Source organism: Pseudomonas sp. FP1762, from assembly GCF_030687105.1.
Lineage (GTDB): Bacteria > Pseudomonadota > Gammaproteobacteria > Pseudomonadales > Pseudomonadaceae > Aquipseudomonas > Aquipseudomonas siliginis.
This window is the reverse complement of record NZ_CP117458.1, coordinates 5,756,817-5,771,902: the sequence shown is the minus strand read 5'-3', so window position 1 is coordinate 5,771,902 and position 15,086 is coordinate 5,756,817. Positions and strand designations below refer to the sequence as shown.

Below are 15,086 nucleotides of genomic sequence, written 5' to 3'. Positions count from 1 at the left end.
GGCTGAGGCTCGCCTAACGAGCCTCTTCCAGCTCCGCCAGTATTACCTTCTTCAAGGCAGAGACGGACCGAGACCCAGGCATGACCCGCAAAAGTCGGCCCTGATGGAAGACCGCCAAAGACGGCACCGCGCGAATGCCATACATTTGCGCAATCGTCGGCGATACCGCGACGTCTATCTTCCCAAATACTGCCAAGGCGTGAAGCTTTTCCTCCAGCGCATGAAAGATCGGCTTCATCTCCTGACAAGGCTTACACCAGGATGCTGAAAACAGCACAACGCTGCTGCCTTTGGCAATAAATCGGGTGAACTGTGGAGCGCTTAACTCAACGATACGGCTCATGAGATCTTCTTGCTCCAGACTGTGGGAGGTGCGGTCCTGCTAGGTACCGCACAACCAATGCCTATCAAACTTTGCAGCCATCGATACCGCAGACTTGTCCTGCAAAATCCTCTTCCTTGACCTGTACTTTCGCCTGCATCTTATTCAGCGCTTCGAGAAAAACAGCCTCAGGCTGAGCGCCGGACAACGAGAATTCGTTGTTGAAGACGAACATCGGCACACCCGATCCCAATTGCGCAGCGAAGTGCTCGTCCTCTTCCATCTCAACGCGTAGTTCTACGGATGACCACGCGAGCTGGATTGACTCTTCCGACACGCCCACATCCCGTGCAATCGCCTCCAGACTGGAGCGATCAAACAGTGACTTGCCATGGGTAGTGCTTTGTTCATACAAGGCCTCCACGAGGCGCTTTTTCACCGCGGACTCTTGAACCGCTTTAACCAGGACATGGGCGTCCGAGGTATCCCCAAACTGCATCGAGGCAAAGCGATAATCCAGACCCGCATCGTTGCCGTACTTAATTACGGTGTTCATCATCGCTTCAGCGGTGTCTGCGTTCCCGAGTTTGCGCTTGAGAGCAGCAATCATAGGTTCTGGTGTGTGGTTCGCCGCCAAGCGATAAGCACGAATATTTATCTGAACGGCGTCTTTTTCGTCAAAGCGATCCAGCGCTTTTTCAAAGCGACGCTTTGCGACCCAGCACCAAGGGCAAACAAAATCAGACCAGATATCGACTACGTATTTTTTCGAAGTGGTTTGCATAAGTCATCCTGCGAGAAGAAATGAAGACCGCATTGCCAGCGACTCAAGCAAATGGTCAAAGCCAGCTAAAGGGTAGGTTGATCGGCCCAATGCCCAATCGATGAGGCTTGAGCCCTCAAGCGTGCTCAGCAGCATGAAGGCGTATTCCTCAACGGGTTTATCCAGCAGCCAGTGGTGCAGTTGGACGGCGTTATTGAGGGTGGCCGTCAGCCAGTCGAGCTGAGACTCAAAGAATTCCCGAGTGAGCTCCTGCAGCGAGATGGGCAATGCGGCCATTTCTGCCGCCAATGCACCACACAACGGCAGCAGCCCGTCATGGGCGCTGGCGACGAACAGCCGCGAAAACTCACGTAGCCGCAACAGCGGATCGGGATGCCTGATTTCTATCGAGCCAAGCGTCTCTGTGAATCGATGGATGTAATCCTTGATCAATTCCGCGCCCAGACATTCTTTGGTCGGGAAGTGATGATGAATACTGGCTTTCCTGATGCCGATCTGTGCTGCTAGGTCGGCGTAACTGAACGCTGAGTAACCTCTGGAGCGCATCTGTGTTTCCGCGACATTCAACAGTGCGGCTTTTGTCGTGATAGACATTGGAGACTCCTCCGGCCAGCGTTCAGCCGTTTTTAGCCAAGGCAGCGATCCGGTGAGCGCCCTCGCGGAGGAGGGACATTCCATTTGCGCTGCACTTTCGGGTCAGGCACGTACGGCCATGATCCCGGCGTCCACGTCCCAGATTGCGCCTGTCACCCACGATGTCTTGTCCGACAGCAGGAACAGGATGGTATTGGCAACGTCTTCTGGAACGCCGACTCGACCCAGCGGGTGGAAATCGTTCAGCGACTTCATGGCTTCCGGAATCGCTTCCTTGTCCATGAAACCCTCGTAGATCGAGGTGTGAACAATGCCCGGCGATACCGCGTTGACGCGAATACCCGAATGAGCCAACTCGATGGCCAAGTTACGTGTCAACGCATGCAGACCTGCTTTGGCCATCGAGTAGGCGGAGGCAGGAGAACCAGCCAGTGCCGCCTGTGCACCGATGGAGCCGACATTGACGATCGAACCCTCGCGCTTGGCTGCAAGCATGTTTTTGACCACTGCCTGGGTGATGAAGAAGGTCGCGCGGTTGAGCGACAGGTACATGTCGTACTCAGCTTCGTCGTGCTCGGTGAAAGGTTTTGGAATGAAGATCCCGGCCGAGTTCACCATAAGGCTGATGTCGCTGTGTTTGGCGTTGATTTCGTCACGGACGAAGTTCATGCCTTCTTCAGTCATCAGGTTGGCCACGATCACTGAGACCGAACCCAGTGGGCTCAGCTCGTTACGAACGGCGTCAGCCTTGTCTTGCTTGCTGCCGGTGAGCACAACGCTACCGCCTGCCTTGAGAACCATGCGTGCGGTTTCCAAGCCCATGCCACTAGTGCCGCCGACGACCAACAGTTTCTTGCCTTTGAAAAAATCGTTCATTTCAGACTCCGGGTATCCAGATTTAGTAAGGGGGCACCAAACCAGCTTTCTGCCTGGTGCTCACAAGTTGTCTATCTCGATGAAGCAGACGATTTAGCCTTCAAGGACTTCGAGGGTTGGCACCATGCGGATGGCTTTCGAAAAGTTGGCGTAGTTGACCGATGTTTTCAGCACCACCTTGTGCAGTTCTTCAACGCGCTCGCGGGGGGCGTCGGTGTGCAGGCGAATCACGACGCTCACTTCGTCGTAGCCAGGGTTGACGGTTTCGTCGATGCCCAGGAAGCCGCGAAGGTCGAGGGTGCCGTCAGTCTCGATCTCAAGGCTGTGAATCTTGATGCCCATCATTGCCGCATTCGCTGCATAGCCGACCGACATGCAAGCGTTGAGCGCGGCCATCAGCAATTCCTGCGGGTTAGGCGCGGTGTTTTGGCCCAGCAATTCATTTGGCTCATCGGCGACAATTTCAAAATCGCGCGAGTAGGCTTCCCCGGCCAGGCTGTAGCGATTGACCTTCGCGACGGAACGGGTCTGACCTTTCCACTCGGTCTTCACGTTAAAGCTTGCATGACGTTTGGTCGCATCCTCAGCAACGCCTTGGGCAAACTGCTGGAGTGCGGCGACATCGATACCATTCAGATTGTTGCTCATGTGTTCGTTCCTCTTCGGATGGACCGGGCGTTTGACCCGGAAGAGAAACAAGCCTACCAACTAGTAGGTTGGACATCAATAGGTTATTCTCTTATAGCTGATCGTCGCAAAAAAACGTGCTCTACAGATATTCTGGAATAAGCGCGCTTGCGATCACCGTAGAGGTGTCGCAGCTTTCGAAGAAATTGGCTCGGGTTTGTTAGGGTAAAGAAGGGGAAAAGTGTCCGCGACTATTGCAGGACTCGATGTGCTCCCGATAGAAAGAGCGCGCGAATGCAGAATTTAGAGGTCGAGACTGGGGGATGAAACGATCACGAGGAGGCGGCCAGGCCGTGCTGGTCACAGCAGAGCCGAAGGCTTGGGAAGCGGAAGAAGCTGTTAGCCTTAGTGGCGCGTCCCCGCAGCCCTAAGGCCATCCAAAATGAATTCAAAACCAGAAAACTGCTCGTAGTTGTCGTTCAACGCCCAAGATACAAAGCTGCCGCCTTCCAGTGTGTTCAAGATGAGCCTGGCGACCTTCACGCAGTCGAGATCTGCTTTGAGTTCGCCGGCTTCTTGGCCCTTCACGATATTCTCCTGAAGCCAGTTGAGGTGAATCTCGAAAAATTCTCTCGTCATTTGCTTTAGGCTATCGGGCAAAGCCAGCAATTCCGCCGCCAGTGCGCCGCAGAGTGGAAGCAGTGCGCTTTCACTGCTTTTGGCGAACATTAAGGCGAAGGCACTGAGTCGATCATTGATGCCGGCATTTTCTGCATTGATGCTTTCCAGCTGACTTTTGAACCGGAACAGATAGCTCTCGACGATGGCAATCGCCAAACCTTCCTTTGTGGGAAAGTGATGATGAATACTCGCTTTCTTGATGCCGATCTCTTCAGCCAGATCTGCGTAGCTGAAGGCTGCGTAGCCTTTCGTACGCAGGAGAATCTCTGCGCTGGCAAGGAGGTCAGAACGTGTACTCATAAGGCCTTTTCCAAATTGATCAACACGCCATCATAAATTAGTACTTCATCATAAGACAGCGATCGGGTTATCCGCACCTGTCACATTCAATGGGCGCTGGGAGACCTTTTGGTGGCTCGTGGAGCGGCCAGAGTAGTGGGAAAATGGCTGTCTGATGTAATGAGGCATCAAGTGACATCAAACGGTGGAACGTGCTTCAGCGCGCGGATTATCCACCGCCCTGTCTCGTACCGACGGAAGGGGAACAAAGCTAATGTCACTTTTCCGTAGCCTGGCAATTCGCTCGGATGCATATGCCACCTTTTTATTAGCATCGTATGTCCTTGGTAGATGTAACCGTGGGCATTTTTCGCTACCACTTCTACCAATCGAAAACGGTGATCCATCAGGATTTTTGGCTTCGCAGCTTCGCTAAACCTTGCTTAATATAGCCAGCGTTCTCGCCAATCGTCCAAAGACTTCCTCGAACGTTTTCTCCCAGCTCTACCAGCCCCTGCTTTTCAGCCTGAAGTGTCAGCTCCATGAGTGCCGCTTCTAACCCCAACTGATTTTTGTAGCATCCTCTCCAATAAATCGGACAAAGAATATTCATCTGACTTCGCATAGACTCCACATTGAAAATGTAAAGCATAGCAGCGTGTCAGCTGTGGATGCTGTCGTGGTAATTTTAAAAAAATCACAGCATGGCGGCATTATTCTTCGGGCGGCGTGATCAGCCATATTTCACCTGCATTCTCGCTGCATGGCTTGGGGAAGCTAAAAAATCATGGGCGATTCTAGGTCGTTATTGTTTTTGGGTGGATGTATGCCCTAAAACCAATATTAGTGATTTTTATTGTCTGGCTGTTTGAAATATTACATGTTGCTAAGGGTGGTGGTGTTGTTTTTGTAAGATGGTTAATTTAAGTTGTGAATGTCTCCGTTGCAAGTAATTTACAATTAAATGGTGGCCTCAAGTTTCTTTATATTTTGTGACCATTTTAAAAATAAGTGCAATAGAAAAATACTATTATCTGGTGCGTTGTTGATTGTGGTAGCATATGGCCATAGTTGGTATTATTTTTGATGCTAAACGGATTGTGCATCCATGGTTCTAAAAGTCAAAGGCTTCCATACTTGCAAAGCAAGAGGAACTAAAGAAGAGTTGCGAGACAAAGTTCCTTTTCTTAGTCGGCGAGAAAATCAATGGCTTGGTCAGGGTTATTACTTTTGGACTGGTAGCGATTACTGGGCTCATAAATGGGGTCAGGAAGGTAATCGAGTGATCTCGAAATTTGATATCTCGATGCCAAAAAATCAAGTCTTAGACCTAATTGATTCGGTTGAAGATCAGATACATTTCAGGAAAATTGTAGACTGCTTCTCGAAAGGCGCCTTGAAGGAGGCGTATGAACAAAGGTTTAATTCGGAAATATGCGTGTCTTCAGTGCTGACGTGGTTGAGGGAGGAGCGGGCCTTGGGCCACGATGTTTTTCCCTACGGCGCTGTCAGAGCGAAGGATTCACACGCCGAAAAACGGCTTCGTTTCCTCCCAGGTGGTCGGAGAGAGGAACTTAACCTAGTGGAGAGGCATCAGATGTGTGTCTACAATGAGTTTAAGGACGCAGCTGTAACATTTGATTGTTTTGTTCATCCTGCACATTTCATGGACGGTTACGATGGAGCACTGGCATGACAGAGAATAAAGGCGATAGGATGTTAGCTCTAATTGAGCAGCGTCTTAATGCGTACACCGTAGAGGAAACAATTGAGCGCTTGCACTCTTACGAGTGTCATGGCCCAAGTGTGTCTGATTTTTTTGATTCGATGGAGAACCCTTCGAATAAATCAGATCTGTACTCTTCATGGGAACTAAATAGCGAAACGTTGGAACTGTACAATCGATATATGAGTGCTATGCAGGAGCTAACGTTTAATGACGTAGCTTTCAATGAAGAGCAGTATAGCGCTGTGGATGAAAACTTCGACATGTACGGTTTGGCGGCATAATGAAAATTAACATAATAGACAGTCGCGTCACTGAGCTTTATTTTTCGCCAAGCAAGATAGACGGTTCAACTGAAGAAATGAACGAGAGCCTTAAAGGTAGTGCTACCTTTAAGGCTCGTGTTGAGTTCAGCGAAAAGAATTTTTTTGTGGTTTTCGCGCTAACGCTCCATTTGGACGAAGAAGTTGTTATTAAGCTTGGGTATAAGTCCAGGTTTGAGACGGATAATGAAATTGATGAGGAATTTAAGAGCTCTAACTTTCCTTATGTTAATGCTCCAGCAATTGCTTATCCTTTCCTTCGCGCCTTCGTTGCTAATATAACGCTAAGCTCCGGATACACTCCTGTTATGCTGCCCTCTGTGAACTTTGTCGCAATGAAAGATAAGGTTATGGCTGAAAGTGGTCGTTGAGTGAAAATTGCATTACTGATGTGATAGCATGAGCTTGCGCTAATATCCTTAATTATCCCAAGCTCGCGAGTGCCCAGCGTATGAGTCGAGTTGAGTTTCGTATTCGGCTTTTCGGCATCTTCGTTATTCCTTTATCGAAAAATATTCTGACCATATAAACGGCTAGCATTATTCCTTTGCTTTAAGTCATCAGCGGATATTACTCCGCCAAAGTGACGAATCAGCTAGCATGAAATGGCGATTTATTAATCTGAATCCCTATCAGCACAGGATTTGTACTGATCCAATGAAGCCAGAAATCACCACAAACGAGCCCAATAGTTGGCGCGTTTGTAGTGAATGGACCTTCCAGTCATTCGCTGTCTCTCTATTGTTGATAGCCCTACTGTCATTCGTTTGGATCAGCAGTGGCATACTCGGATTCTTGTCTCATTAATTTCGAAAGTGTCAGCTATTTCGAAAACCTACAGGTGTACCGGATCGGTTTCAACTACAGCAAGGCCGAGGTCATTTTGCTGAATCTTTGTCAGCAGGGGAATTCACCGAGGATCTGTTTGCCCGGTCGATCAGGCGAGGCAACGAAGGTGCTGTCGGTGCTTGATGCGATCAACGACCGATGTGGCCGAGGCACGTTGCGGGTGGCGAGTGTTCTCACTACGCCTGATTGGGTCATACGACGCCAGTTGATGAGCCAGAGCTACACGACTCGGCTCGATCAGATTTGGCGCGTTCCTTGCCATTAAGGGGATTAGCTAATGCCTATCCGCAGGATCGGGTGGGTAAAGTACGAAATTCGCGGAAATCGGGTGTGTAATGTACGGAAGTCCACGAGCCGTTTTCGCCGAGACCCAACGATTACGGGGCTCGTGGGCTCGTAAGAAAGCCAATCAGGGGAAAAATCTGCAAAAAACCGTACTTTACCCACCGCATTTGGCGAGGCATCAATCGCGATAACCTGGTCAGTCTGCACTCACTTTTTTCGCACAAAAAAAAGCACGACCGAGGTCGTGTTTTTATACATCCATCTAACTAATCATGATTAGCGAGCGGCGGTGCCAAACAAATCCCAGTTAAGCGGTCTGTCCGAGTATTCGTCGGTGGTTGTGGTGTACTTCCTGATTGCAACAACGATAATATTAAAACTACTGCCCATTTTGTTTTTGACATAAACATTCCTCTTTTTAGTTTATAAGCTCACTCCTTACTCAGTTACCCGATATTGGTTAACATTGTTTTTTGTTTGCTTACAATCAATATTGCATAAAAAGAAACAATGTCAACAGCAGTCGTAAATATTTTTATAATTCATGCGCCACTGCCTGTTAAACAAGATTATTCAGATAGCTAGATACGGCGAGGTATGTTCCGCTGACTAGCAGTGCCAGCTTGCTGACAATCAAAATGACGTTGCCGAGTGTTGGTTTAAAGGTGAAATCTGCTTTGATGCTTACTTCAATTTTACTCATGTGTCCGGTCTCTATTTAGTGAATGAGGTAAGCTTATCCACGACCAGTAGTGTCCGCAAGTCCAAGCAGGCTGGGGGTTATGCCCTAAACCTATATATACCTATATCCTAACTTCTCAGTAGATCATGAGACAAAAACTGTCTTGCAACCTGAAAGCTGTAAAGATAGAGGTTGTCGCGTTCCCGAAAACCACGCTCATCACGCTTTATAAAAAGTACTCAATTCCGACGACCTATATAGTAACTTTTTTCGCAAAGTAACTTTTTTGGCCAGATGAGCCTACTGTGAAATTGCACTCGACTTGACCATCCGCTTGCATTCGATCCGACCAGTCATTTGCATTCGTTCTGACGACCGGTAGCATCGGATTTGACCCGCACGCCTTGTAATCATGGTCGGTAGAAAATGGTCAGTGCGTCCGTTCGCTTACCCGACTCACGAGCGTCTGATTTACAACCTTGTAGGGGGCCAGGTGCCGCAGCTGTTTTACGACGACTACACGCCATCGCCCGAGGCCAATTCCCAACGGCTATAAACCAAGCCTACGCCGCGCCCCGTTGGATCGCCGAGCATGGCAAGGAGATCGGTGTCGATGGCAGCCGCTTGGCTGTCGCAGGCAACAGCGTCGGCGGGAATATGGCCACGGTAGTTGCGATCAAGGCGAAAGAGGCTGAACTCCGAAGTTGTGTTTTCAGACGCCTCTGTGGCCTTTGACCGATGCTAGCTTCAATACCGGTTCTTACAATCAATTCGTCGAAGGATACTTCCTGACGCGCAATATGATGAGTGGTTCTGAGACAACTACACCACTGACACGAAGCATCATGAGGCATTCACGCCTTGCCTTTACATACCATTCTTGATCAGCTGAAAGGTTTGCCACCGGCACTGGTACAGATCCCCGAAATGGAGGTTCAGCGTGACGAAGGCGACGCGTGCGCCCGCAAGTTAGACGCCGCTGGTGTCCCTGTGATCGCCGTCCGTTGTAACGGCATGATTCACGACTTTGACCTGCTCTATGTTCTCGACCAGGTAGTCGGTACGCGCGGTGCGGTGGGCCAGGCAGACCAGAAGATCAAGCAGCACCTCAATAAAAGGTGCAATCCTCACCGGGGAGGCCTAGTGGCCCCGGTGGGCATTTTTTGTATCTCTATCGGCTTTTGTGCACCAACACCCGCTCCAGCATTCAGGCACAGCCTGTCGTTTGAGGATGATTATCACGATAGAGCGTTCCCTCGTAACAGGGGAGCGCCTCAACTCAGTCCAATGAGCGCGCCCACGATCTATAAGTATCCACGACTTCATCCAGCCTTACTTTATGGGGGCTGGCGGGAAATTCAGTCGCCTCTCCAGACAGCGTTCCAGTTGCATCTATTTTCGTGTAGCTGCATTTATTTCCAATTGTCACACAAGATGCTTAAGACCATTGACCCGATTCGTAGACGAGGTGTTACCGCTTTTTATCCACATCAGGAATTCAGGGTAGGAGACACAGGTGGCTCATGGAGCAGCCAGAGGAGTGGGTGAATGGCTGGCTGCTAATCCTAGTACAGGTAGAGCGTGACGAAGACTTGTCTTTTTGGCGAAGGTTCGAGTAAAGTCCGGCTACGGTTTTAGGCCAGGATCACTCCCTTAGCTGCTGCGAGCTAGACAGTGTTGTAGGACTTCTTGTCGCCTGAAACTCCATTGTTTCCGGCAGTGTAATTCGCAGCCTGACCGGGTAAATAGTGGAGTCATCACATGCTTTTTAGCACCCAATCTGCGTTCGATACCTTCGCACGCAATATCCATACCGCAGCATCCGACGCCTTTTCTCTCAGTCGCTCGAAGCTCAATGAAGCCCTCGCTCATGGGTACGGTTTCCGTACGTATGCGTCGTTGTGTGCATCTCTGAAACAGGGACCTTTGGACAATGCGTCGACCTTCGATCATGCAGTGTTTCTGAACAGCATGGCCGATCTTGAGGGCTGGACTAAGGCCTCAATGCTTGGCGTACTCGTTGAAGGGCATACCTTCGATATCGAGATCGCCAAGTGGCCTGTTGGCACTCCACGGCGTAACCAGCCTGGAGACCTGGAAGCCAGCTATCACGTCGTGTTGAACGTCTCTGAGGCTGACGGTAAAAAAGCCCAAGGGCTGACGCCATTTACTCTGCCCGTGTTCGCCGAAACAATGACGGATGAAAAGTTCCGGGTCGATTCGGCTCCTACCTACCGGGTGACGGAGGGACTTTACGTCAGTCGCTTCCGGAAGGGGACACAAACGCTTCGCGCGAGCATCGCAGATGGCCGCTGGGGCGGTGAAGCGTTCATCTACGGCACTGAGGAACAGCTGGATGATTCGCGCAGCTTGAAAAAGATCAAATCCTCGATGGTGAAAAGTGCTCTCCCTTCTGTATCAAAACGTGTGGTCTGTGATGTTTACCATCCAGATCAATATCATCCAAATGCACGTCGTATCGAGATCGTACTTGGTGCCCAAGTGCTCGAGTTCCTAGGCTCGAGCCCGCTTCACTTTCAAATTCCAGCGATGGCAGAGCGCTTTTTCGTCATGGATGATGGGCGCAGCAATACCGAGGGGCTTGGCGTGATTGTCGACGGTTTCTGGGGGGCGGCGGTCAACTCGAACGGTGTCGATGAAGATGAAAACTCCACTCCTCTGGAGGAGGTGCGGGTACGCATGCAGATTGCCGTTGAGTCGAGCCTCTCTCAACTTGGTTTCAATCGTCATCGTAGTTAATCAGCACCTTATCCGGCGGAAACGCCCGCGCTAGGCGCGGGCACCTTCGTGAGCACCTATATCCGTTGATCGATAGCTAGAAGCCGTTCAGATCGTGATGCTCAGGGATTGAGTGCAAAAGAATTTTTAGGCCGAATTTTGCTAGCGCGTTAAAGCTCACGGCGAGATCTCTAGGGGGGATTGGGATGCCTGTATCGTTTAAAGGATGAACAGGCATACTTCTGTGTCGATCAGTTTTGCGTAGGTGCGGATCTATCAGAGCTTTAGAGAGCTTCTCACCACTGAGCATGACTCAAACGAAATGCCGAGTTCTCTCCAGAATTCTAGCGAGCAAGCCTGCTTCGACAGACGAGACTGCTGGTCGGCGGAACTCTACGACATTACATTCAGCTAAAGGATAGGCGTGAGAAGACTCTATGATCGTTGCCACAGGCAGGTACGATTGATCGCCGATGTCCAAAGCTTCGAAGGACAAAGTCAGCTGAGTGCCCTGTTCTGAGTGATCAGATTCATCAACGATTTTCATAAAAATGCTCCAATGCTGCTACCGATAAACCGGTTGATCTCAAATGCCGCGCGAGGATAGACCCTGGACGATGAGAGATTCAAGAGTCGGAATAGCTTCCATTGTGACAAAAGCGACGGGATGAGCCTCCCTGGTTTGCATAACGCCCTCCGAGTTTTTCCGACCGTTGGGGTGAGCAGAGAAGAAGCGAAGAAATCGTGAGGGCGCTACGCCATCGAACGGCATCACTCTCACCTTATCCGTTTCGTTCTCATTTTCAGTTATAGCATCCTCGTGAAGCTTCGTCGCAAGGCTCTTCCGGTAGGGCTCCAAAAAGTAAACCTCACGTACACCAGCTGCGACGATGTGCCGCGCACATGAATGACATGGATACGTGGTCACAAACAGCTTCCCGTCACGGATTTTCCCGCCATCGGTGCTTCCAGCACTGAGTAAAGCATGCATCTCGGCGTGAACAGCACGAGAAAACTCAATCAGGCTCTTGAGTTGGGATTTCTTCCGTATTGCCTTGTAAACCTTTTCGCGGTTTGCTTCATCGATGAGCCCTTCGCTCGATAGCAAATCGACGATAGCGTTTGAGATGACCTCTTTCTCCTGATCGTTGGAGCATCGACCACCTTCGAGGTTCCAGCAGCGTCGATCTTCATCTGGGGAGCTTCCATAAGACTCTGTCTGGTAGAGCCCGCCGAAGGCTTTGGGAACGTCATTCCACCCTGTCGCTAATATTTCCCCTTCCTCGCTTGTAATTGCAGCGCCGACCTGACGGGAGAGGCATGCGGAATTTCGTGCGGCAGAAAATGCTGCATACATAGCGCGCTCGTTGAGGGTTGGCGTCGCGATGACTGTTCCCAAAATGAGATCAAGGAATCGTTTAACACGTCCTTTGCGATGCGTGTCGGTCGTTTTTTCTACGCGTAAGAAGAAGTCTGCTTGCGGAAAGGTGTCTTCGACTCGTTGCCCGTGATCCATCTCTTCGCCGGAGTCTCGATCGATCAGATCGTGAATCTGATCGCCTTGGCCTTTGTAGCGTTCCAGCCTGGTGATTCGTAGCTCAATCGGGGAGTAGACGCCTACCACATGCAGCATGTCCCCGTAGACGGAGCGCAGCAGGCGGAGTTCGTCGATATGTTTAATTGAGTCGATAATGTGGCAATAGCGGACAGTGATCTTTGGAGTCGGCGCGGAACCCGAAGTGTCGAAAAGGTCTGGCTCCTGAACTTTTTCAGCAGCCTGCTGCGCTTCTTCTCGTTCAAGGGTAATTCGACGAATGGCGAAGCGCGCCAAGATCTCGTTCCCGTGTTCCTCGCGAAGTTCGTTACCTGCTTCAATGAGCTTGAGGATCGACTTCTCACCCGTCAGCGACTTTTGCTTACGGATTTCGTCACTCAGCCTGATGATGTTTACTTTTTCGTAGTTGTAATCGGTGCCAAGTAGCAGTTCCTGGAATGTTTTTGCCACGTCGTGCAACGGTGTTCCCATCGGTCCGCACAACGCGATAACAATCTCTGGAGTGATCGTTTTACCGATTGCACCGATGTCGTCGAAGTGCCCGCTCTTATCACTATTAGCTGAGGCAATGAGGCGGAAATCTGGAGCTGCCATAACGATCCCTGTTTGTAGGTAAGCTTCGATGATTGATCATCGCATAATGACATCACTGTTTAGTAGCTTTGCGTTAAATAGCGTCTCCAAGCGTAGTCAGTAGTCGCATTAATTTCGAGAATTTCTCATTAATTTCGAAAACCGACAGCTGCCACCGACCAATGCCGGCCCTGAAGCCGAATGGTGTGGTTGGCGGAAGGGGCGTTGCGGCCAGTGAGTCAGAGGCACCCCGCTGGCGACCGATTGAATCGCTGCCACTTCCAGCGCCTCACATTCGGAAAGCGGTGGCAGTAATCCTGGCAGACGACTGGCCAGCAGCGTCTTGCCGGTTCCCGGAGGCCCGCTGAACAACAAGTTGTGCGCCCCCGCTGCGGCAATCAGCAATGCGCGTTTTGCGGTTGTTTGACCCTGCACTTCGTTGAGGTCGGGATAGGGCTTGGCAGCGTGCATCAAACCATCGGAAACGTAAGGCTCGACCGGCGTGTGCCCATTGAAATGCGCCACCGCTTCCAGCAAATGATCGACCGCAAACACCTTGAGCCCGGATGCCAGGCACGCCTCTTCTGCATTCGCTCGAGGCACCACCAGCGCCCGCCCGGCCTTGCGCGCCGCCAGTGCCGCCGGCAGCACACCACGCACCGGCCGCACGGCACCCGACAGCGCCAACTCACCCAGACATTCCACCTCGTCCAGGGTCAGGCAGGGCACCTGCACACTCGCCGACAGAATCCCCAAAGCAATCGCCAGATCAAACCGCCCGCCATCCTTGGGCAGGTCCGCCGGCGCCAGATTCAAGGTGATCCGCCGCGCCGGAAATTGCAGTCCGGAATTGATGATCGCGCTGCGTACGCGATCCTTGCTCTCCTTCACCGCCGCTTCAGGCAGGCCGACCATGGTCAGCGACGGCAGACCGTTGGCCAGATGGACTTCGACGGTAACAGCGGGGGCTTCCACGCCAATCTGGGCGCGACTGTGGACAATGGAGAGGGACATGGTCGTTCCTTGAGTTGAATCGGGGGCCGCTTCCTGCGGGTTTTTGAAGGATAGTTGAGCCGGGTTTCAGTGCTGAAATAGAGGTTTACAAGACGTATCAAGACCCGATGGGCTGTCAGTGCTTGCCTGAATTGGAGCGTTGACTCTCGCTCGGCATTGACGGATCCTCCCGCTCGAGGACTGCAACTGCGCATTCGTTGGGACTGGGCACCAGTAAAAGCTCCCCCGCATTTTTGGCAGCAGAGAAAGCTGGTTTCTCTGAAGTAGTGACGACGGGCCAGCTCGTCGGATTCTGAACCCATGGTTGCAAAGCCAGGAGCTAAAGAATCGCTGCGACTACTCCTCCAAACACAAAAAAGGCGTCCTATGGACGCCTTTTTATTTTTGACTCAGGATCTTCTACCGGCCAGCGGGCCGCTTGGCTCAAGCTCTGGCCCACACGTAACAGCAACTTCAATAAATCGCCGTTGGTTGGCTGACATATCCCCAGCCAACCGGAGTGCTTCGAGATGTAGTTCAACAATCTGAAGAAGCTTTGCCTTTCGCTTTTTTGGGCTCATACGCACCTCGTACGATTGGGTTGTTGATTTCGATGTTATTGACCGTTCACAGAAATGACAAGCCGGTTGGTATGGTCGAATTCGAACCCCAGTTTCCGGTAGTAAAAGACAACATTCGGATCAGGATCCTGAATTTCGATTTCTTTGCATCCTAGCGCTCGCGCATAGTGATCTGCGACAAGCAGAGCAATCGGCGCGATCCTGCCGCGAAGCGGGTGCGCCCTGTCCGGATGCCCTTCCAACAGAATAATCTTTAAGCAGATAGAGCTTGCGCGCGGGGTCGCATAGCACATGCCGCAAAGAATCTGTTTGAACCATATCGCCAAATCCAGACCTTTCGCATCTTTACTTTTCCAGTCTGCAACGTCATCCCAAGGGAAAATTGTTGGCCCCTCCCAGAGAAAGTATTGCTTTATCGCTGCTGGGGTAATTGGCTCAAACTTGACCGCTGCTGCATCAATATTTGGGATTCTCGGGGCAATGTTGTTTATAAAGAATTTGTAGGCGATCTTTCGCGAGTTTGATCTGAATGTCTGGTTGCGAAGATCCGTTGCTTTGCCTTTTCTTCTCATTGTTTTCATCTGTTTGGATCTGGTCGCAGAAGATAGCCAGCAGAG

Annotated in this window: 15 protein-coding genes and 3 pseudogenes; 6 read left to right on the top strand and 12 right to left on the bottom strand. The window is 51.0% G+C overall.

Annotated features, from left to right (window positions below; translation table 11 throughout):
- Positions 1 to 13: 13 nt before the first annotated feature.
- The 7 genes from PSH90_RS25945 to PSH90_RS25915 all read right to left on the bottom strand — a co-directional run bounded on the left by PSH90_RS25945 (position 14) and on the right by PSH90_RS25915 (position 4,776).
- Positions 14 to 343 (bottom strand): co-chaperone YbbN, encoded by a 330-nt coding sequence (locus PSH90_RS25945; protein WP_305381752.1) that lies wholly within the window; start codon positions 341 to 343, stop codon positions 14 to 16.
- A 64-nt stretch (positions 344 to 407) separates the two neighbouring features.
- Positions 408 to 1,106: a DsbA family oxidoreductase gene (locus PSH90_RS25940; protein WP_305381750.1), complete on the bottom strand. Its 699-nt coding sequence runs from the start codon at positions 1,104 to 1,106 to the stop codon at positions 408 to 410.
- 3 nt (positions 1,107 to 1,109) lie between these two features.
- On the bottom strand, positions 1,110 to 1,700 hold the full coding sequence (locus PSH90_RS25935; RefSeq protein ID WP_134175968.1) for a TetR/AcrR family transcriptional regulator: 591 nt from the start codon (positions 1,698 to 1,700) through the stop codon (positions 1,110 to 1,112).
- 102 nt (positions 1,701 to 1,802) lie between these two features.
- Positions 1,803 to 2,576, bottom strand: coding sequence for an SDR family NAD(P)-dependent oxidoreductase (locus PSH90_RS25930; RefSeq protein WP_134175969.1), 774 nt, complete (start codon positions 2,574 to 2,576; stop codon positions 1,803 to 1,805).
- Positions 2,577 to 2,669: 93 nt separating this feature from the next.
- Complete coding sequence (locus PSH90_RS25925) at positions 2,670 to 3,224, bottom strand: OsmC family protein (RefSeq protein WP_305381749.1); 555 nt, start codon at positions 3,222 to 3,224, stop codon at positions 2,670 to 2,672.
- A 384-nt stretch (positions 3,225 to 3,608) separates the two neighbouring features.
- Positions 3,609 to 4,184, bottom strand: a complete 576-nt coding sequence (locus PSH90_RS25920; RefSeq protein ID WP_305381748.1) for a TetR/AcrR family transcriptional regulator — start codon at positions 4,182 to 4,184, stop codon at positions 3,609 to 3,611.
- A 385-nt stretch (positions 4,185 to 4,569) separates the two neighbouring features.
- Positions 4,570 to 4,776, bottom strand: coding sequence for a hypothetical protein (locus tag PSH90_RS25915; protein ID WP_305383156.1), 207 nt, complete (start codon positions 4,774 to 4,776; stop codon positions 4,570 to 4,572).
- Between the two features lie 495 nt (positions 4,777 to 5,271).
- On the opposite strand from PSH90_RS25915, the gene PSH90_RS25910 reads away from it, so the two are divergent.
- From PSH90_RS25910 to PSH90_RS27635, 4 genes and pseudogenes are all read left to right on the top strand, one after another.
- Positions 5,272 to 5,859, top strand: coding sequence for a hypothetical protein (locus tag PSH90_RS25910; RefSeq protein WP_305381746.1), 588 nt, complete (start codon positions 5,272 to 5,274; stop codon positions 5,857 to 5,859).
- Positions 5,856 to 6,173, top strand: coding sequence for a hypothetical protein (locus PSH90_RS25905; RefSeq protein ID WP_060753629.1), 318 nt, complete (start codon positions 5,856 to 5,858; stop codon positions 6,171 to 6,173). Before PSH90_RS25910 ends, PSH90_RS25905 begins: the two co-directional genes overlap by 4 nt.
- Positions 6,173 to 6,583, top strand: a complete 411-nt coding sequence (locus PSH90_RS25900) for a protein-export chaperone SecB (protein ID WP_134175974.1) — start codon at positions 6,173 to 6,175, stop codon at positions 6,581 to 6,583. Before PSH90_RS25905 ends, PSH90_RS25900 begins: the two co-directional genes overlap by 1 nt.
- A 467-nt stretch (positions 6,584 to 7,050) precedes the next feature.
- Positions 7,051 to 7,326 (top strand): annotated as a pseudogene (locus PSH90_RS27635) (DUF4113 domain-containing protein); the annotation flags it as partial.
- A 579-nt stretch (positions 7,327 to 7,905) separates the two neighbouring features.
- On the opposite strand, the gene PSH90_RS25890 reads toward PSH90_RS27635, so the two are convergent.
- Positions 7,906 to 8,049 carry a hypothetical protein gene (locus PSH90_RS25890; RefSeq protein WP_158510682.1) on the bottom strand — a complete coding sequence of 48 codons (144 nt, stop codon included), beginning with the start codon at positions 8,047 to 8,049 and terminating at the stop codon, positions 7,906 to 7,908.
- Between the two features lie 427 nt (positions 8,050 to 8,476).
- On the opposite strand from PSH90_RS25890, the pseudogene PSH90_RS25885 reads away from it, so the two are divergent.
- Together PSH90_RS25885 and PSH90_RS25880 are read left to right on the top strand one after the other, a co-directional pair.
- Positions 8,477 to 9,138: pseudogene (locus tag PSH90_RS25885) on the top strand (alpha/beta hydrolase); the annotation flags it as partial.
- A 651-nt stretch (positions 9,139 to 9,789) separates the two neighbouring features.
- Entirely contained in the window at positions 9,790 to 10,788 is a 999-nt protein-coding gene (locus PSH90_RS25880) for a hypothetical protein (protein ID WP_305381745.1), read from the top strand.
- 292 nt (positions 10,789 to 11,080) lie between these two features.
- Here PSH90_RS25880 and PSH90_RS25875 read toward each other — a convergent pair whose 3' ends face one another.
- From PSH90_RS25875 to PSH90_RS25860, 4 genes and pseudogenes are all read right to left on the bottom strand, one after another.
- Entirely contained in the window at positions 11,081 to 11,314 is a 234-nt protein-coding gene (locus PSH90_RS25875; protein WP_305381743.1) for a hypothetical protein, read from the bottom strand.
- A gap of 39 nt (positions 11,315 to 11,353) precedes the next feature.
- Positions 11,354 to 12,916: an anti-phage dCTP deaminase gene (locus PSH90_RS25870; RefSeq protein WP_060753625.1), complete on the bottom strand. Its 1,563-nt coding sequence runs from the start codon at positions 12,914 to 12,916 to the stop codon at positions 11,354 to 11,356.
- Positions 12,917 to 13,057: 141 nt separating this feature from the next.
- Positions 13,058 to 13,909: pseudogene (locus PSH90_RS25865) on the bottom strand (YifB family Mg chelatase-like AAA ATPase); the annotation flags it as partial.
- 595 nt (positions 13,910 to 14,504) lie between these two features.
- Complete coding sequence (locus PSH90_RS25860; RefSeq protein WP_353956558.1) at positions 14,505 to 15,050, bottom strand: N-acetyltransferase; 546 nt, start codon at positions 15,048 to 15,050, stop codon at positions 14,505 to 14,507.
- Between the last annotated feature and the right edge of the window lie 36 nt (positions 15,051 to 15,086).